Origin of the sequence: Lysinibacillus sp. NPDC096382 (assembly GCF_044762845.1) — a bacterium.
Classification (GTDB): domain Bacteria; phylum Bacillota; class Bacilli; order Bacillales_A; family Planococcaceae; genus Lysinibacillus.
Window position 1 is genome coordinate 22,767 of the sequence record NZ_JBIWFC010000021.1, and the last position, 18,310, is coordinate 41,076.

17 protein-coding genes are annotated in these 18,310 nt (G+C 36.5%); 10 read left to right on the plus strand and 7 right to left on the minus strand.

The annotated features are described in order from the left end of the window. Positions 1–342 precede the first annotated feature (342 nt). From ACIQZA_RS21655 to ACIQZA_RS21665, 3 genes are all read right to left on the minus strand, one after another. Positions 343–2,517 carry a 5'-nucleotidase C-terminal domain-containing protein gene (locus ACIQZA_RS21655; RefSeq protein WP_402883836.1) on the minus strand — a complete coding sequence of 725 codons (2,175 nt, stop codon included), beginning with the start codon at positions 2,515–2,517 and terminating at the stop codon, positions 343–345. A gap of 524 nt (positions 2,518–3,041) precedes the next feature. Then, positions 3,042–3,881: an RluA family pseudouridine synthase gene (locus ACIQZA_RS21660; protein WP_142510873.1), complete on the minus strand. Its 840-nt coding sequence runs from the start codon at positions 3,879–3,881 to the stop codon at positions 3,042–3,044. Positions 3,882–3,934: 53 nt separating this feature from the next. Beyond that, the gene (locus tag ACIQZA_RS21665; protein ID WP_370080976.1) at positions 3,935–4,360 is read right to left on the minus strand and encodes a disulfide oxidoreductase; all 426 of its coding nucleotides are present in this window, start codon (positions 4,358–4,360) and stop codon (positions 3,935–3,937) included. A gap of 549 nt (positions 4,361–4,909) precedes the next feature. Here ACIQZA_RS21665 and ACIQZA_RS21670 point away from each other — a divergent pair. Further along, positions 4,910–6,025 (plus strand): GAF domain-containing sensor histidine kinase, encoded by a 1,116-nt coding sequence (locus tag ACIQZA_RS21670; protein ID WP_402883811.1) that lies wholly within the window; start codon positions 4,910–4,912, stop codon positions 6,023–6,025. A gap of 11 nt (positions 6,026–6,036) precedes the next feature. Beyond that, positions 6,037–6,684 carry a response regulator gene (locus tag ACIQZA_RS21675; RefSeq protein WP_142510876.1) on the plus strand — a complete coding sequence of 216 codons (648 nt, stop codon included), beginning with the start codon at positions 6,037–6,039 and terminating at the stop codon, positions 6,682–6,684. A gap of 78 nt (positions 6,685–6,762) precedes the next feature. Here ACIQZA_RS21675 and ACIQZA_RS21680 read toward each other — a convergent pair whose 3' ends face one another. Beyond that, entirely contained in the window at positions 6,763–7,881 is a 1,119-nt protein-coding gene (locus tag ACIQZA_RS21680; protein WP_400937930.1) for a response regulator, read from the minus strand. Positions 7,882–8,504: 623 nt separating this feature from the next. Here ACIQZA_RS21680 and ACIQZA_RS21685 point away from each other — a divergent pair. The 3 genes from ACIQZA_RS21685 to ACIQZA_RS21695 all read left to right on the plus strand — a co-directional run bounded on the left by ACIQZA_RS21685 (position 8,505) and on the right by ACIQZA_RS21695 (position 11,118). Then, positions 8,505–9,425 carry a helix-turn-helix transcriptional regulator gene (locus ACIQZA_RS21685; RefSeq protein ID WP_402883809.1) on the plus strand — a complete coding sequence of 307 codons (921 nt, stop codon included), beginning with the start codon at positions 8,505–8,507 and terminating at the stop codon, positions 9,423–9,425. Positions 9,426–9,505: 80 nt separating this feature from the next. Continuing rightward, positions 9,506–10,246, plus strand: a complete 741-nt coding sequence (locus ACIQZA_RS21690; protein WP_402883808.1) for an effector binding domain-containing protein — start codon at positions 9,506–9,508, stop codon at positions 10,244–10,246. A gap of 593 nt (positions 10,247–10,839) precedes the next feature. Next, positions 10,840–11,118 (plus strand): hypothetical protein, encoded by a 279-nt coding sequence (locus ACIQZA_RS21695; RefSeq protein WP_402883807.1) that lies wholly within the window; start codon positions 10,840–10,842, stop codon positions 11,116–11,118. A 167-nt stretch (positions 11,119–11,285) separates the two neighbouring features. Here the strand turns inward: ACIQZA_RS21695 and ACIQZA_RS21700 are convergent, their stop codons facing one another. Beyond that, a complete protein-coding gene (locus tag ACIQZA_RS21700; protein WP_400937918.1) occupies positions 11,286–12,614 on the minus strand; it encodes a hemolysin family protein in 1,329 nt (442 codons plus the stop codon). 619 nt (positions 12,615–13,233) lie between these two features. Here ACIQZA_RS21700 and ACIQZA_RS21705 point away from each other — a divergent pair. After that, on the plus strand, positions 13,234–13,386 hold the full coding sequence (locus tag ACIQZA_RS21705) for a hypothetical protein (RefSeq protein WP_400937916.1): 153 nt from the start codon (positions 13,234–13,236) through the stop codon (positions 13,384–13,386). Between the two features lie 67 nt (positions 13,387–13,453). Here the strand turns inward: ACIQZA_RS21705 and ACIQZA_RS21710 are convergent, their stop codons facing one another. Further along, complete coding sequence (locus ACIQZA_RS21710; RefSeq protein WP_142511085.1) at positions 13,454–13,873, minus strand: hypothetical protein; 420 nt, start codon at positions 13,871–13,873, stop codon at positions 13,454–13,456. Positions 13,874–14,106: 233 nt separating this feature from the next. Then, entirely contained in the window at positions 14,107–14,310 is a 204-nt protein-coding gene (locus ACIQZA_RS21715; protein ID WP_142511084.1) for a YheE family protein, read from the minus strand. 318 nt (positions 14,311–14,628) lie between these two features. Here ACIQZA_RS21715 and ACIQZA_RS21720 point away from each other — a divergent pair, with 318 nt between their 5' ends. The 4 genes from ACIQZA_RS21720 (at position 14,629) to ACIQZA_RS21735 (ending at position 18,232) form a co-directional block, all read left to right on the plus strand. Further along, positions 14,629–15,771: a DUF445 domain-containing protein gene (locus ACIQZA_RS21720; RefSeq protein WP_402883804.1), complete on the plus strand. Its 1,143-nt coding sequence runs from the start codon at positions 14,629–14,631 to the stop codon at positions 15,769–15,771. A gap of 17 nt (positions 15,772–15,788) precedes the next feature. After that, positions 15,789–16,133 (plus strand): YlbF family regulator, encoded by a 345-nt coding sequence (locus tag ACIQZA_RS21725; RefSeq protein ID WP_400937908.1) that lies wholly within the window; start codon positions 15,789–15,791, stop codon positions 16,131–16,133. 239 nt (positions 16,134–16,372) lie between these two features. Next, positions 16,373–17,035: a ribonuclease H family protein gene (locus tag ACIQZA_RS21730; protein WP_400937903.1), complete on the plus strand. Its 663-nt coding sequence runs from the start codon at positions 16,373–16,375 to the stop codon at positions 17,033–17,035. A gap of 288 nt (positions 17,036–17,323) precedes the next feature. Continuing rightward, entirely contained in the window at positions 17,324–18,232 is a 909-nt protein-coding gene (locus ACIQZA_RS21735; RefSeq protein WP_400937901.1) for a stalk domain-containing protein, read from the plus strand. The last annotated feature ends 78 nt before the right edge of the window (positions 18,233–18,310 follow it).

The window sequence follows — 18,310 nt, forward strand, 5'->3', positions numbered from 1 at the left end:
TGCCGCGTTGCTTTTGCACAGAAAATAATTGTTGCTAAAACTTCAGTTTTTCACTATAGATTAGAGCTATATGCAGAAGATACACACAAAGTGAAATGGTTGATTGGAGTAGAGGTTGGGCGACTCCTCGGGGATCAGCGTCACAGATGAGACCCTGGAGCGAGCAAAGCGAGTGAAGCGGCTCATCGGACGCCCCCAGGAAAGCGCCCAGCTGGAACGGAAATCAACCTCTCGTTTTGCCGCGGACCATACTTTATTTAATTTGGTCTTAATTTCTTTGACACGATAGTTTTTCGATAACAGGAAATCCCGCTCTCTACCTAGAGAAGCGGGATTTTAAAATTATTTAGATTCTTTTACAAATGGAATATAGTTAGAAAGCATTTTTGCCATATGCGCACGTGTCGCGTTGTTACCAGGCATAAATTTGCCGTTTACGCCGCTAACAATCTTTAAGTCTTTCATAAGTGCAATAGCATTTTGAGTTTCAGCGTTATATTGAGAAATATCACTGAAATCAGCTTTTAAACCAGTTTTTGCATCGTGTTGTAGGTTGTATGCACGAGCAAACATTAAGGCAAGTTGAGCACGAGTTACATTTGTATTAGGATTGAATTTGCCATTCACACCTTGTACAATTCCTGCTTCAGCAAGTGCTGTAATTTCTTTTTGTGTTGCAGGATTTACATTCGCAAGATCAGAGAATGTTGCTTGACCTTTTGCTTCAAGCTTTAAGGCACGTGCGATAAATGATGCAGCTTGTGCACGAGTTAAGTTTGCGTTTGGTGAGTATGTTGTTGCAGAAGTACCTTTTGTTAAATCACGGTAATAAAGATCACGAACAAAGCCTTCTGTTTCGGAGCCTTTTGCGATATCTTTAAATGGGATTGTTGCGATAATACGTCCTTCTACTTTTGAATCAACTTTTTTCAGTGTATCTAAGTGTTCGATAAACATTTCATAGTCAATCGTACCAGGTTCACTTACACGGCCGTCCTCATAAACTTTCTTCAGTGTATCGTAGCCGTCGCCACCTTTAGCAGTAAATGTATTTGTTGCCGCTTTATAATAGGCTGCTTTATCTAGCTCTTTACCATTTAATTTAATAGATTTTACACGTTTACCAGCTGGTGCTTTACCGTCAAATTCTACTTGTAAACCAGAGAAGTGTAAGAAGCCACCGAATTCTTGCGGGAATTCTTTCACACTATGTTCAGCAATTTCATAGATTTCAGCACCTTTTAATTTTACGATGCCAAGAGCATTACCGAATGGCATAACTGTCATAACTTCGCCTACAGTGATATCTCCTGCATCAATGCTTGCGCGGATACCCCCACCATTTTGGAATGCAAATTGTACTTCTGGGTCAATTTTCTTTGCGCCAGCAAGCATACCATCAGTAATTAAGTTACCAAGGTTTGTTTCTCCAGCACGTACACCCCAAAGATTACGACCACCATTTAGAGGTGACACAGCTGTATTACCTGTTGATTGATTTAATATTTTAGAAATTTTTTCTTTATATGGAGCTAAAAGTGCTGTAGCTTCAGGATCTGCTGCTACAGGCTTTTCTTTATCATTTAAAGCATGTAACTGACCGAAGTAGTCAACAACAGCACCGTTATCGTCGAATGTTAAATCTAATTCACCTAAATTTTCGCTATATTGGCCTGTTTGAACGATAATTGTAGGGTTCTTAAATGGTGTTTCAGCTTTCACAGGCTTGTCTAATTTTGTATGTGTATGACCACCTACGATTACATCAATGCCTTCTACAGCTTTCGCTAGTAATTGGTCATTATCCCAATCAGAGGAGTCATCGTAGCCTATGTGTGTTAATGCGATAATTTTGTTAACACCTTGCTTTTCAAGTTCTGCTACTGCTTTTTTCGCGGAATCGATATAGTTTGCAAATTGAACGTTAGCAACGCTTGAAATCGTAGGTGTTTCTTCTGTTGTTAAGCTGAAAATACCTACTTGTTGTCCATCGATTTCTTTAATGATGCCATCATAAATTTTACCATTTTTAAAGTCTTTTGTGACTGTTTTAAATTGTAAGCCATTGAATAAAGAATCTTTCGAAAAATCTAGGTTGGATCCTAGTAATGGGAACTCTGCGCCCTTAACGAATTTAGCAAGTGCAGCATGACCTTCTGGGCTTGATCCTAAATCGAACTCATGGTTACCAAAAGTCATGGCATCATAACCCATTAAGTTCATTAACTTCATATCAGTTTCCCCAGCAAATTCGTTAAAGTATAAAGTACCAGAGAAAACATCACCAGCATCTAAAAGAAGTGAGTTTGCATTTGCAGCACGAAGTTCTTTTACTTTTGTTGCACGCTTTGGAGCATCCTCAACGTGTGCATGCGTGTCATTTGAGTGTAGAATTGTTAATTTGAAATCATCTTTCTTAGCTGTTGGTGTTGCTTCCGCTGCATGTGCGGCAAAACCAGGTGTAGCTAGTAAACTAGCAGCTAGAGTTGTTGCTGCAATACTTTTAACCCATTTCATCAATAAATTCCTCCTCATAGTAAGTCAGGTGACTGGACAATTTAATCTAATTCTATCATGAAAGAAATCCACCGTCATTACCAATAATGGAAATGTATAATAAATTTACTGTAAAAAATAGATGAAAGAAATGTTAAATATTATATTTATACTTTTTTAGAATTATAAGAAGTATCACAAAAAATTGGGTATGGGATTTATTGAAACGTATACTATGTATATAAGTGATTGAAGTGGAGGCTGGGCGACTTCTTGGGGATTAGCGTCACAAATGAGACCGTACAGTGAAGCGGATGTTTTCTGTGCGAAAGCGAAGTGATAGCAACAACGATACGGCTCATCGGACGCCCCCAGGAAAGCGGGCAGCCGGGACGAAAATTAACACCACGTTATGGCGATGCGCTAATTTTAAGTAAAGGAATATTACTTTTCTCAAAGATACAATGTCTTGTAAATTTGAGCATACAAAAACTGCACCTCGAATTGTTAGCTTATGTGCAACAATTCGAAGTGCAGTACGATAATTACTGCTGATCCTTTACAACGATCGCCTTATTTAAAAATGGATGCTCGAATTCTAATTGAATTGCATGGAGCTCATAGTCGCCACTTGCCGTTTCTCTTGCTCCATACATTGTATCTCCAATAATCGGATGACCGATATGTGCTAAATGTACGCGAATTTGATGTGTTCTTCCGGTTTCAAGAATTAGATGGACAACACAAGAGCTTTTATAACGTGCTACAACTTCATAATGTGTAACTGCATGCTGTCCTGTTTTTGAAACGACACGTCTTGTTGCGTGATGTCGGTCTTTTCCGATTCCTTCAGAAATCGTGCCAGATGTAGAGCGTAAATTCCCTTGCACTTCTGCAGCGTATGTTCGAATAATGGTTTTTTCCTCAATCATACGGTCAAAAATTGATTTTGCTAAAGGATGCTTGGCTACAAGTAACAAACCTTGTGTCCCTTTATCTAAACGATGGACATGCTCCGCATAAATGCCACCTTGCTCTTTAATATGAGCCATAACATGATTCATACAAGTGTGGGTATCGCGTGCATCATTTGGATGTGTCGACATGCCTTTTGGTTTAGAAACGATCAAACAATGGTCATCCTCATAGACGACATCAATTGCACAAACTGGTGTTGGTTGATAGCTGGATGTCGGAATAGGGAATGTGAATTTTATGATTGTACCTACCTGTAGTGGGTCATTCCACTGAATAGGCTCTCCGTCCATTGTTGTGATAGCCTTCGCCATTCGTAATTCATGGACTAGCTTTTTACCGAGTCGCCAATGAGTGCGTAATAGATCCTCGACTGTCAAATTATTCGTATTTATTTCATAGTGAAACATAAATCTTCCTCCGTAGAAAGACCGTATTCCAAATGTAGAACACGGTCTCATAATTATTTTGCTGTTTTCGCAGCCTTCATTACATAAAAGCTTGCCCCTGCAATTAAAATAAATGCAGTTAGCGCTAAAAATGGAATTGTGATAAAACCTAACCAGTTAATATATTGACCAGTACATGAAACAAGACCACAAGATGGTGCAGTATCAGCTAAAAAACTAAGCTTTTGAATACCATAATGGTAAAGTGATATACTGCCACCCATAATGGCAAAAACAGCAGTTGTTACTGCAATACGTGCATTTTTTTGAATAAAGGCAATGGTTGTCATAATGACAATTGGATACATGAAAATTCGTTGGTACCAACACATTTTACAAGGTTCATAATGACGAATTTCAGAAAAGTATAAGGAACCTAGTGTTGCAACGACAGAGACAATCCAAATAAATAATAAGCCATTTTCCACTTTTTTTGACATATCAATTCTCTCCTTAGTATAACCATGTACTTGTTCGATTATAGTTGTTCTAGTTTTATATGTAAATCAACTTACCCAAAATAAGGTATAATCACCAAAATATGTGGTTAATTTCCGTTCCGACTGGGTGCTTTGTAGCTGACGCTTCGCTTTCGTGCAGAGCAAAGCTTCCTAGGGGCGTCCGATGAGCCGCTTGGGGCAACAGATGTTTTTTGTGCGAAAGCGTAGTGTAACGTAGCGGCAGCAACAGGATGTGGTCACAAAGGCGTTATCACAGGACGTGATGGTTTTAGCTTCGTTCCCCTATATGCTCGCTCCATGGTCTCATCTGTGACTCTAATTCCTAAGAAGTCACCCAGTTTCCACTACAATCAACTTATTTACATAGTATACGTTTTAACAAAAGTCATCCACAACTTTTGGTGATGAACCAAAATAAGGTATATTTTATGAAAAATTTCAGTCTAAAGTATGAACGGCTAAGGCAGACGTTCCAGACTTTGAAATGTTATCATTAAAATTAGTAATGCCAAAGAAGAGGTGTTTTTTGTGAGGGACAATGATCATTCCAATATTGGTATTTTAAAAGAGATTGCAGAGTTATTAAACGAAGAAACTGAAATTGTGTCGATGTTAAAGGAAGCACTTGTGAAATTTTTAAATGGCACAAATTTTGAAACGGGCTGGATTTTTTTTATCGATGAAAAAGGGCGCTCAGAGCTTATTGTCCATGTCAATTTACCAGAGGCACTGGAGTATAAAAGTTGCCATTATTTAGAAAAAGGAGGCTGTTGGTGTGTTTCTCGCTATCGTAATGAGGAATTAAAGAAAGCTTCTAATATTATTGAATGTCAACGTATTGAAAGTGCAATTGCTGCAAATGTTGGCGATCACGAAGGCATTACACATCATGCAACTGTGCCGCTTCAATCTGGACAAGAGCGTTTTGGTGTCTTAAATGTTGCATCGAAGGATACCGTGCGTTTCTCAGAGGAAGAGCTAGCATTACTTGAATCGGTTGCATTTCAGATGGGGTCGGCCATCAAGCGTATTTTACTGACAAAGCAGGAGCAGGAAATGGCACTTGTGAAGGAGCGCAATCGTCTAGCTCGAGACTTACATGATTCCGTGAATCAGCTACTTTTTTCGGTTACATTAACTGCGAGAGCTGGTATTGAAATGACAAATGATAGTGATGTGAAGGAAACGTTTAAGGAGATCCAGCATTTAACACAGGATGCCTTAACAGAAATGCGTGCTCTTATTTGGCAGCTTCGTCCAAAAGGATTAGAAAATGGTTTGCTTGAAGCGATAAAAGTGTATGCTGAAATGCTTGGCTTGAAGCTTCATGTAACGGTTTCAGGTGTACTGCAATTCCCATCACGTATCGAAGAAACATTATTTCGGGTAGCTCAAGAAGCACTAAATAATGTTCGTCGTCATGCCGGTGTTCTGGAGGCTGCACTTTATATTACGGTTACTTCTACAGATATTTTACTTGTTATTCGTGATGAGGGACGAGGCTTCGTCATCGATCATAACACGAAGCTACTTTCGATAGGCTTGCAATCCATAAAGGATCGTGCAAAATCAGTAGGTGGCAAAGCTGATTGGGTTAGTGAAATTGGCAAAGGAACAGAGCTGTTAATCCGCTTGCCATATTAGGAGGGAAGAGTATGATACGTGTTTTAATCGCAGATGACCATCATGTAGTGCGTCGTGGATTATTATTTTTCTTAAAAACTCAGAAAGATATTGAAGTTGTAGGAGAAGCGAAAAATGGTCTTGAGGCAGTAGCTTTAGCGGAAAGTATACAGCCAGATATTATACTTATGGACTTGGTCATGCCTGAGATGGATGGGATTCAAGCGACGAAGCGCATTAAAGCTAAGTTTCCACAAATAGAAATTCTAATGCTGACAAGCTTTTCAGACCGTGATCATGTAGTGCCAGCAATGGAGGCAGGAGCTGCAGGCTATCAGTTGAAAGATATTGAACCTGATGAGTTGGTATTGTCCATTCGTCGTATTATGCGAGGCGAAAATACATTACACCCAGAAGCAACAACAACTCTTGAAATGGACCGTCAAGAATCAAAAAATGCACCTCATGTTTTAAACCCTCTAACACCTCGTGAACAGGATGTACTTGCAGAGCTTACAAAAGGGAAAAGTAATCGAGAGATTGCGTCCTCTTTATTCGTTACAGAAAAAACAGTGAAAACTCATATTTCTAATATTTTCACGAAGCTACAGGTGCAGGATCGTACGCAGGCGGCTCTTTATGCTGTGAAGCACGGACTGACAGAGGGTAGTGATGTATAAAAAAATAGGGAAATAAGTAAAACGACGAGCTCCTACAAATTGTAGTAGCTCGCCGTTTTTAATGTATGAATCCTGTATTTATTTTTGAACAAAAAAATTGTTAGAAATATCAATTAATGTAGGGCTTGGCGAAATCGATAGGTCATCTTTTAGCTTCTGTTCATAAGCTAGGAATAATTTGTATGCCTGCTCATGAAACCCTGCATTTATTAAAATGTGTAAATAGTGCTCAAGTTTTTGTTCATTATATGGATCAAACTCTAATAGTCTATTTAAAAAATTTAATGCTTTATCAATATTCGTTAGTAATGTTGCTTGAAAACCTTTTTCTAATAAATCTATGTATGATTTCGTCAGCTTATCTTTATAGGCAGTAGCCCACTCATAATCATCATAAATGAGTAGTCCATTTCTATAAATTGAGAGACATTGATTGATCAATGAAATCGGTGGGAAATCTAACTTCGTGAAATCCTCATAATATCTATGAAAGTCATATAAATCACAAAGGATGTTCGGTTTCTCGAAGATATAGTATTTGTTTGAAAAGATAATACAGTTTGTATAACCTATATTATTTAAGGTTTTTCTTAAATAAGAAAGAGCGGTATGAAGATTCGATTTTGCTCGTACATAGTCTAAATCCGGCCATAGAATTTCAATTAAATAATCCCGATGAATAGGAATGTTTGGATGTAATATGAAATATACAAATAACTCCTTTGTTTTCTCGGTTTTGAAGGCAACTAAGCTGTTGTTGCTATATGCGGCAAATTGATTAAAGCATTGTACGTTTAACATAGTTTTCGAAGCTTTTTTAAGCATTTGCTGAATGGAATATTCATGCTCAATACGAGAAATAGTTTTTTCTAAGCGAGCATGACTAATTGGTTTAAGTACATAGTCAAGACCTCCGATTTCATATGCTTGTAAAGCAAATTCTTTATAGGAAGTTATAAAAATAACACTAACATATGGACGATCAGTTTTGATAATATCAGCCAATTCAAGCCCAGTTAGTTCATTCAGCCTTGCCTCTAAAAAAATGACGTCAAATTCTATTATTGGAAGCTCATTTAAAAATACTTCTACACTTGTAAATGTTTGAATTACCTGTATTTGCTGAAATGCTTGTAGTTTATTTTGAAAATAGTGTAATGCTAAGGGTTCATTGTCTATTAAAACGGCTCGAATCACATCAAAATCTCCTTTTTTACAATTAAATTTAAAACCATTAATCTCTAGTTCGTTGTCTTTGAAAAGGCTTCTCAAAAATAGGGTGGCACTAAAAGGTATAATTCTACATAAAATTAATAATTGGATACCAAGATTTAGCTTCGTATTCTGTTTCTCATAAGTTAGCGTAGGGTCTCCCCAATGCTATATCTTTGTACAGGATTTATCGTTTAGCTTTTTCTCAATGTTGTCTCGTACCTTTTTGCAAAGAAAATTAAACTTCCACAAATTATTACTATAAAGTTTTTCTTTCAGGCCCTTATATAGAGAGGATAGAAGTTTTATATGTTGTGTTAAGAGAAGTGAAATAATTTTATAAGCGTTTGTTAAAAACAACGAAAAGCAACGTAGCTATAGTAGAAAAAACGTAATAGCGCCGATTATAAGTACCTAAGTTGTTTTTTTCTTATATTGTAAAAATAGTATAATGAATGTAATAATTTATCAGGCGTTATTATAGTACATTTGACTTAAATAAAACTCAAAAACTACTTAAAAAATACTTAAAAGGGATAGGTGATTAGTAAGTAAAACGATGTAATTAGCATTAGGAAAACTAAGATTTATCTTAAAGGAGTACAAATATGAAATTAGAGCGTTTATTAACGATGACGATGATTTTAATAAATCGTAAAAAGGTGACAGCCCAGGAGCTTGCCGATTTATTTAATGTGTCCGTTCGTACTATTTATCGAGATATTGAAACGTTGAGCTGTGTTGGGGTTCCTGTTATTAGCCAGCAGGGGGTTCATGGTGGGATTAGTTTGATTGATGGCTATCGTGTTGATAAGCAGGTGTTGACGAAGGAGGAGCTTACGTCACTTTCTATTGCCATTAAAAGTGCATTAACAACATATGAGGATTCACATGCTGAAGCAGTGCTTGAAAAATTAACAGGTGTTGCGGATGAGGAAGTAAAACAATCGATTGATCAGCTGTTTATTGACCTTAGTCCTTGGGGGCCAAATGCTATTTTCAAGGAACAAATTACTTTATTAAAGAAGGCAATTGAACGCGAGCATTGTGTTAGCTTTACGTATTCTACTACACATGGTCATATAACAAGACGATTATTAGAGCCACATACTTTAGTACAAAAGGGAAAGGTTTGGTATGTTTATGGCTATTGCAAGTTGAGAGGAGATTTTCGCTTATTTAAAATTTCAAGAATGAAGGATATACAAGAAGAGATGACAACTTTTCAGCGCAGGGAAGTCAACTTATCTGAACTCCCATGGGATAAAGAGTGGCATAACCCTCAAAATGTAGTAAACCTTATGTTATCTTTCGATTGTGCAATAACGACATTAGTAGAAGAATCATTTGGCGCTGTGCATGTAGATAATGAGAATTCAACTATTAACATTTCATTACCTGAGGATGAATGGCTATACGGCTTTCTTCTTAGCTTTGGCAATCGCTTAAAAGTTTTAGAACCACCTCATATTCGTGAGATTGTATTAAATCGAGCCCAGGAAATTGTGGAGTTGTATAAAGAAATTTAACTTCTTTCAATTGATGACATACAGTTGTCAGGTTTCCTTTGTTATAGTCGTAACAAATAGGACGAAGGGTGGATTTAATCATGCAAAGTTATTGTCAAAGCTGTGGAATGCCATTAGTGGATGAGGCATTACTTGGTACAGAAAAAGAAGGACACAAAAGTGAGTATTATTGCACATATTGTTATGAAGTAGGAGATTTCAAACAGCCAAATCTAACAGTTGAAGAAATGATCGAAATTTGTGTACCGCATTTAAGGGAAGACGGTATGGCGGAAGAGGAAGCACGCCAAATGTTGACGTCTTTTTTACCAAGCCTAAAGAGATGGAGAAAACATGATATACAAGAACCAATTATGATGAATAAAGAATCATTTAAAATTGTAGGAATTTCAGAGCGAACAAGCAATGCGAATGAAATTACCGCTCAAGCAAAGATCCCGCAATTATGGTCGGATTTTTATCAGCAAAATGTTGTAGGACAAATAGCTAATGCAGTAAATCAAGTAACGTATGGCTTGTATTCTGATTATGAAACGGATGTTAACGGAGAGTATGCCATTACACTTGGAGTGGAAGTATTAGCTACCGACGAAATTCCTGAAGGTATGGTTGTAAAAACAGTGCCAGCTGCTAAATACTTAGTTTTTACTTCTGACAAAGGTCCATTTGAAGAAGTTGTTGTAAAAGCTTGGCAGGATGTCTGGGCTTGGCTTGCAAGTTCAGGTGTAGAGCGAACATACACAGGTGACTTTGAAATGTACGATGAACGATGTGCCAACCCACAAGAAGCTCAGGTCGATATTTATATTGCAATTAAATAATTTAACTTCTTTCAGCAAGTGTTTTATGTAACGTAAGTGAAACGGCAGTTACAAGTGTTTTATGTAACGTAAGTGAAACGTCAGTAGAAGTCTCCCGCCTCTATAGGTGGTGAGATGATTGCAGTTTTAAGCCACTTTTCAGCGGGTGTCAAACATCCGTACCTGTCGCTACGCTTTCGGTACAAAAGACATCCGCTGAAGGAACTTAAAGCCTCAGCGGATGTCACCGAATCGGAAAGGAACATCTGTTGCTGACGCTGCGCTTTCGCACAAAAAACATCTGTTGCTGACACTGCGCTTTCGCACAAAAAACATCTGCTGGCCTAAGCACAAAGCCGATTCCGGACGCAATTATGCCGAGTCATAATTGATACAAATTAAGCCCCTTATCTATGATAGATAGGGGGCTTGTTTGGGTCAACACTACACGTTATGGTGATAATCCCTTATTTGTTTAAATTGGTGGATTCTGGAAATATGTTTTGTATAATAAAGGAAGAATATTCTGATACCCGTTAAGTTTGTTGTCGTAAAGGAAATTAAGCCGAATGATGGTGATGAGTCGTTTATTACTGTAAGGAGGGGAGAGTTGTATGGCTAAGAAAAAAGTAGGAGACATTTTAAGTGTTTCATCGTTAGTACCCGTGATAATAAGCGTTATTTTTTTCTATATGAAAAGAGGGCCCGATTTTGATATTTATTTTGGTATCGCCCTGTTTAGCATTTTATCAATCATCGGTATTATATTTGCTGTAGTCTCTTTGGTATTGTCTAAAAAACATATTTTCGGTTGGATCGGTCTAATCACAAATGTATTAGTTTTGGTTTATGCTTATCTATTACAGTTAGCAATGGGAATTGGTGAACCATAAACCTTTTTAGTGTTGAAGCTCAAATTTAAACATTAAAAAACAAGTCTCTTACCAATAATTGGTAAGAGACTTGTAGACATTTGCTGGAGCAATTACTGATATTTCTATCTTCTTTCAGCGCTTGTCCAAATTCAATTATGCCGAGGCATAATAGATTTTTTTTTCAGTTACTCATCGTTGTCATTTGATAAATCACGTTCAGGTAATTTCAGAACCTCTAAGTATAAAATATGGTGACCATCTAATTCTTTTGCGATAAATTCATAGCCTTGTTCTTCAATACTGTCTCCTTCGACTGCGTCAAAGCGCATTGTCATGAACCAACCACCGATTGTATCAATATCATCATCTTCTATGTCAGTACCTAGCATATCATTAACGTTTTCTACTAGCATCTTCGCATCTAAAATAAAGTGATCTTCTGCAATTTCTTGTACCTCTGGAATCTCATCTTCATCGAATTCATCTTGAATGTCACCGACAATTTCCTCAATAATATCTTCAATCGTAACTAGACCAGATGTTCCGCCATATTCATCCATTAAAATGGCCATATGAATGCGTTCTCGCTGTATTTTTAGCAACAGATCGTTAATTTGCGTTGTTTCCATTACGCGAATAATTGGCTGCATATAGTCAATCACTGGCTTATCACCATTTGCAGGATCTTTAATGTAAGCGGTTAATAAGTGCTTCATATTGACTAAGCCGATAATATGGTCTTTGTCACCATCGATAATTGGGTAACGGGTATATTGCTCAACGCCCATTAAATCGAAAACCTCTTTAATTGTTAGTTCTTTTTCAATACCGACGATTTCAGTACGTGGGACCATGATTTCTTTTGCAAGACGATCAGAGAACTCAAAAATACTGTTCACATATTCATATTCTGAAGTATTAATTTCTCCACCTTTTAAACTCTCTGACAAAATCATTCGTAACTCTTCTTCAGTATGGGCTACTTCTGATTCTGACATCATTTTCAAGCCGAAAAGGCCTGTTAAGCCACGTGCAGATCCGTTTAACAGCTTAATGATTGGATACGTAATGTTGTGGAAAAAAATTAATGGGCCAGAAAGGTTTAATGTTACAAATTCTGCTTTTTGGATGGCAAGTGTTTTTGGCGCCAATTCCCCCATAACTACATGCATAAACGTTACAATTGAGAATGCAAGTATAAATGAAAGGACAGTAGTAAAGTTTTCACTCAAATTTAGAAATTCAAACACTGGATTCAAGATAATCTTAAATGTAGGTTCACCGAGCCAACCTAGACCTAAAGCAGTGATCGTAATACCTAATTGACATGCAGATAAGTATTCATCTAAATCTGAAATTACACGTTTTGCATTTTTTGCTTTTTTATTCCCTTCGGCAAGCAATTGATCAATACGTGTAGATCTTACTTTAACGATTGCAAATTCGGTTGCAACGAAAAATCCTGTCATTATTATTAGTAGGGCAAATGCCGCCAACCTTATGGTTATTTCCATTATGTCTCCGTCCAAATAATTCCTTTGTCCCCGCCCGAATGAGGGAGGTAAACAAAGTGTACACCTCCTATGATATTAAAAAATTGTTGAATGATTTAATCATAAAATATTTATAGGCAAAACACAAATATTGACAACAATTTTTTTAACTTCTTTCAGCGGGTGTTTAAACATCTGATTGCTGCCGCTACGTTAGCACTGCGCTTTCGCATAAAAACTATTTGTAGGCAAAAGCTCAAAGACGATTTCGGCTGCATTGATTATCTGCACGATAGTGTCAAATGTTTTTTGTAGCGAAAGTAATGCGACAGCGGCAAATGATTTCTGCGCGAAAGCAAAGCGACAGCGGCAATTATGCCGAGACATAATTGATTTGATTTTTACACCCGTAAATCGTAAAAATTAAATAATTTCAAACACCAAAAGATTGAAAATAAAAATTTGTTATGCTAACTTTAAATATAGCAAAGAAGATAGTTTGTTTAGAGAATGAAGCATTTAATCTCATATAAAACGACACGTCAAAAATCTCAAGAATACTTGCGGATTTTTTTAAATGAATTATTTTTAATAGCAACAAAAAGGAGCCATCTCATTCATATGGGGTGGCTCTTTTGTTATGTTGAAAAATAAAATGAATGGTGTCATAGTATCGCTCTTCAGCAAAATAAGGGGGGATTTCCGTTCCGGCTGGGCGCTTACATCGGGGCAACAGATGTTTTTTGTGCGAAAGCGAAGCGACAGCATATTTGATTTTGGTAATGAAAGCTAATTTCAATATATTTTTTCAACAAAAAAGGAACCAATCTCATTCAATGAGACGGCTCCTTCTGCTTTAATTATTTATTGTTGTTGAAACGTAATTTTAAGCACGCTTTTTCCACATCGTGAAGCGTTTCTTTAAATGGTATTTCACCTGAGTAAAGTGCAATTGTAACAGGTGCTTTTTCTGTTATACCTTGCTGTGTAAAAATATAATTTTTGTCCTTATACGTTAAATATATATTTTTTACAGGCCTTTTTCCGAAAGTATTAGTAGATGAATTGAAAAATCCTTTTAGTTGACTGCAGTATTCATTGTAAAAATCACTTTTAAAGCCAGAAAGAGCCTCAAATTTTTTACTATCAATAGCTTTAGCCTCATTCGCTAATTCGAAAATTTTAGCGGAAAATTCGGAAAAAACTTCTTTTACTTTTGCACGAATTAATGCTTTTGAATTATAACTGTTTAAGTCATCAGAAAGAGTGACTTTACTCATTGAAATAGCCCCCTGCATAAAAAACCTTTAATTCTTAATACCATAAATGTATAAGAAAAATAAGGGAATTTCAATATACTTAACCATTTTTAAGATAATAGCAGTGTATAAATTAGTAAAAAATAGGTGTTTTTATGCAATTTAGGACAGGGAAATACTACTTGTATCTTCATACAGCAATTTTCTATAGCCAAAGCAAAGCGACAGCTACAATTACGCCAAGGCGAAATTGATCAGTCGTAAACATGGTACAACATAAGTTCATGAATCATTTTTTTTACATCTTCTTCGTTTGGAGGGATAGTTCCATTCCATTGTATAGCGCCATCTTTTAAGTACTCCGCTGTGTAACGTTCACGTTGATAGAAGAACGAAATAGACCACCCTGGAAGCTGAGAATTTTCAAATAAAGGCTTAAAGCTAAAATGCTGAATCATAACCAAACCCCATTTCTTATTTATGTAGTTAATATTATTCAAGGATAGTGGTTATTTTGCAACTGTAATGAGCCCGAAAAAAGATTTTTTGTTGATATTTTGCTTACGTACGCACGTTTTTCACTGATTCCCGCTACGGGCTACTCGACTCCCGCGGGAAAGCAAGTGCTCGTTGCGGGAATCAGAAATAAAGATGGATAAAAATAGTTAATCTAATAGAGGGTATTTCTTTCGTAGAAAATCATTGCTCTGCTATAATTAGTGCAGCAGGCGACAAAATACGCCAATAGTGAATACAATTGAAATGAGAGGATACGAATGGATAATTTTATAGTGACATTACTATTTATGGCAATTATAGGTGCTGCAATCGGTGGTGTAACGAATCACCTAGCTATTAAAATGCTTTTCCGACCGCATAAAGCTATATATATTAAAAATTGGCGAGTGCCCTTTACACCAGGTCTTATTCCAAAGCGACGTGACGAATTAGCAAAGCAACTTGGGTTAACGGTTGTGAATTATTTGTTAACACCTGAAACTTTTAGAAAGAAATTTTTCTCAAAGGATATTCAAAATAAGGTAGAACAGTTTGTACAAGCAAAGGTAGAAGAAACGATTTTTACTAATGATAAAACAATTCAGGATTGGCTATCATTAGCTGGGTTTTCCAATATGTCAGCAACAATTGAACAAAAGGTAGAAGCAATTGTTGAGGGACAATTTGAATCGGTTAAGAATACACTATCAACGAAATCAATTCGTACACTATTATCAGCAGATATTCAAAAAACTATTGATGCAAAGATACCAGTAGCGGTTGATCATATTTTAGAAAAGGGTGAGGATTATTTTTTATCACCTGAGGGCGAACTGACAATTAAGGCGATGATTGATGACTTCTTATCGTCAAAAGGATCACTTGGTGGAATGATTAATATGTTTTTAGGTGATTCTTCGTCGCTCGTAGCAAAGGTTCAACGTGAACTTGTGAAACTTTTACAGGCACCAGGAACATCAACATTACTAACGAAAATTTTCACGCAGGAATTGGAAAAATTAAAAGATCGCCCAGCAATGGATTTCTTAAAGGATATTCGTTTTGAACAAATATTAACGAAATTACAAACTTACGTAAAAGAGCAATTAGCAGTTGAAGAGCGCTTGAATTATCCTATTGCGCATTACTGGCCAGAAGGTAATTCATGGATGAAGGAAACAGTAATCCCACAAGCAATTGAAAAAGCTTTTGTCAAAGCTGAAGATAAATTAGAAGATGTGTTGAAACGCTTAAATTTACAAGAAGTAGTACGTGAGCAGGTTGATTCTTTCCCTGTATCAAAATTAGAGGAACTTGTACTAGGTATTTCAAAGCGTGAGTTTAAAATGATTACAGTACTTGGTGCAGTTCTGGGTGGATTGATTGGGATTGTGCAAGGGTTAATTGTTTACTTTATTTGAAAAGGAGAATTATGTTTATGTTTAATATTTACAATGAAATTAATGCGTTAGAGGCAACTTTACGTAAAACACCTGAATTTGAAGCGTTAAAAGAAGCAGTGGCAGCTGTTAAGGAAGATGAAGAGGCATTAAATTTATTCAAAAATTTCCGTAAGGTTCAAATTGACCTACAGCAAAAGCAGTTAACTGGCCAAGATATTTTGGAAGATGAACTTGTATACGCGCAAAAAGCAGCACAACTTGCACAGCAAAATGCAAAAATTTCTACAATGCTTGAGGCGGAAATGAAGCTAAGTAAGATCATTGAAGAAGTAAACCGCATTTTAATAAAACCTATTCAAGCATTGTATGAAGAATTATAACAGCGAAGAAAAACAACTAAGCGGCGGCGATGTTCAACATCCAAGCAGCAGAGCAACAGGTTTTAGCGTCACAAACGAGAGTCCTGACAAAACAGATGCTATCATCAAGCTGATCAAATAGCTTTCTTAGGCATAAAAATACTAATAGTTGCACATATAACAAGTAAGAAGAAAAACGTGTTTCCGCAAGCCGGAGCACGTTTTCAATTTATGGCTCAATATCTATTGGAGGTTATATTATGCATGTAATCATTGAATGGACCTATAAAGCGAAAAAGGGTGCTGAAACTGTTTTACGTTCAGAAGAAATGCCAGCAGCTCAAGCATTACTACTTGCAGAGGACATGGAGCGAACTGGGAGAGTAAAATCACTGCATTGTGTCGATCGACAGGATACAAATTGGTCTTTAAAGGAACTCAAGGCATATTTAAAGGAAATTGACACTGAGCCACACAATATTACAGTCTATTTTGATGGGGGCTTTGATCGTGCAACGAATCAATCGGGGCTAGGCTGTGTGATTTATTATGAGCAAAATGGCAAGCCATATCGATTACGACAAAATTCTTTTTCGTCAGAGCTTAAATCCAATAATGAGGCAGAATATGCAGCGCTTTATTTGGGGGTAGTCGAGCTTGAGCTATTGAATGTTCACCATTTGCCCGTTTGTTTCACTGGTGATTCCCAAGTTGTTATCAATCAATTGAGCGGAGAATGGCCGGCACTTGAAAAGAATTTATCTAGCTGGGCAGATAAAATTGATGCAAAGCTAGAGGAGCTAAGTATCCAGCCAGAGTACAAGCTTATAGCACGTAAAGAAAATTCTGAAGCCGATCGCCTTGCAACTCAAGCATTAAACGGTATCGATATTACAGGATTAAGGGAAATGGTAAAGGAGTAGGTATTAGATACTAAGAAAGAGGTTAGGACAAAACTAGTCAAAACTTTAAAAGTGCGAGAAATCAATTTTCTCGCACTTTTCTATGTGAAATTTCATGACCAAGGATCTTACCGCTTCACTTCGCACAAAAACATCTGTGTTGCTGCCGCTACGTTCCATTCGTTATTGGCCAACCATAATTAATTTTTACCTGTAAATGGTTTTTGTCGCAAATTTTCCTGCTTTTAATGAAACTTTTACCATTCTAAAACTACTACTACTATGAAACTAATAATAAGGAGAGATTTTATGAACATGAAAAAATTTGCACCTGCAGCAATGACAGCATTATTATTTGGAAGTGTAGTAATACCGGTCGCTTCAGCAAAAGAAAATCCGACAGAGACAGAACAACAACTACCACAAATTCAAATTGATCCTGTTCACATTTTCACTACTACTTACGGAACAGTTGAAAAAGTTAATGCTAGTGGAAAAATTACATATTTCACAGTAAATGATGCCGATCAAACAAACATTTTAGAGATAACAAAAGATACACTTGTTTTCGATAATACAGGTAAAAAAGTGGAGCTTAAAGAAGGGGATAAAATAGTAGCTTATACATTTGCGAACAAGCCACAAAAATTAATTTATCCACCACAATTCGATCCCGATGTTGTCATTGTTGAAACTAAGGAAGCTGGATTTGTTGAAGTTGATTACTTCTTTGAAAACCTAACAAATACTTATAATATGTTAAAATTAAACATTGGTGAAAACACGGAGCTTTTAAATACGAAGGGAGAGAAAGTTACAGCTAAAGATTTAGTAGAGAAGAACTTAGTTGTTTTTTATACAGCTTCAACAAAAAGTATCCCCGCTCAAACTACCCCTTCGAAAGTAATTGTTCTTGATGACGAATCAGAAAATACTGTAGATGCAGAAATAGCAGAAATAATCGCGACAGATTATTATGAAGTTGATGGAACAAAGATGGTTCCGTTGCGTTTGATTGCCGAAAAGCTTGGTTATACAGTGGAGTCAACAGGTAAAGGTGCAATTGTATCTAAAGGTAATTTATCTTACACAATTACTCGTGGTGAAAAAATGTTTGGTTATAACAAAGCATTACGCTCACTTAATGTAGCCCCTGCTTTGTTAGGAAGTAATAAAACATATGTACCAGTTGAATTTGTAGAGGAATACTTAAAATAATTTTAAAATCTCTGTAAAGGTAGAATACCTTTATAGGGATTTTTTTTGAATTTTTTGGATCATCACCAAAACGTATGG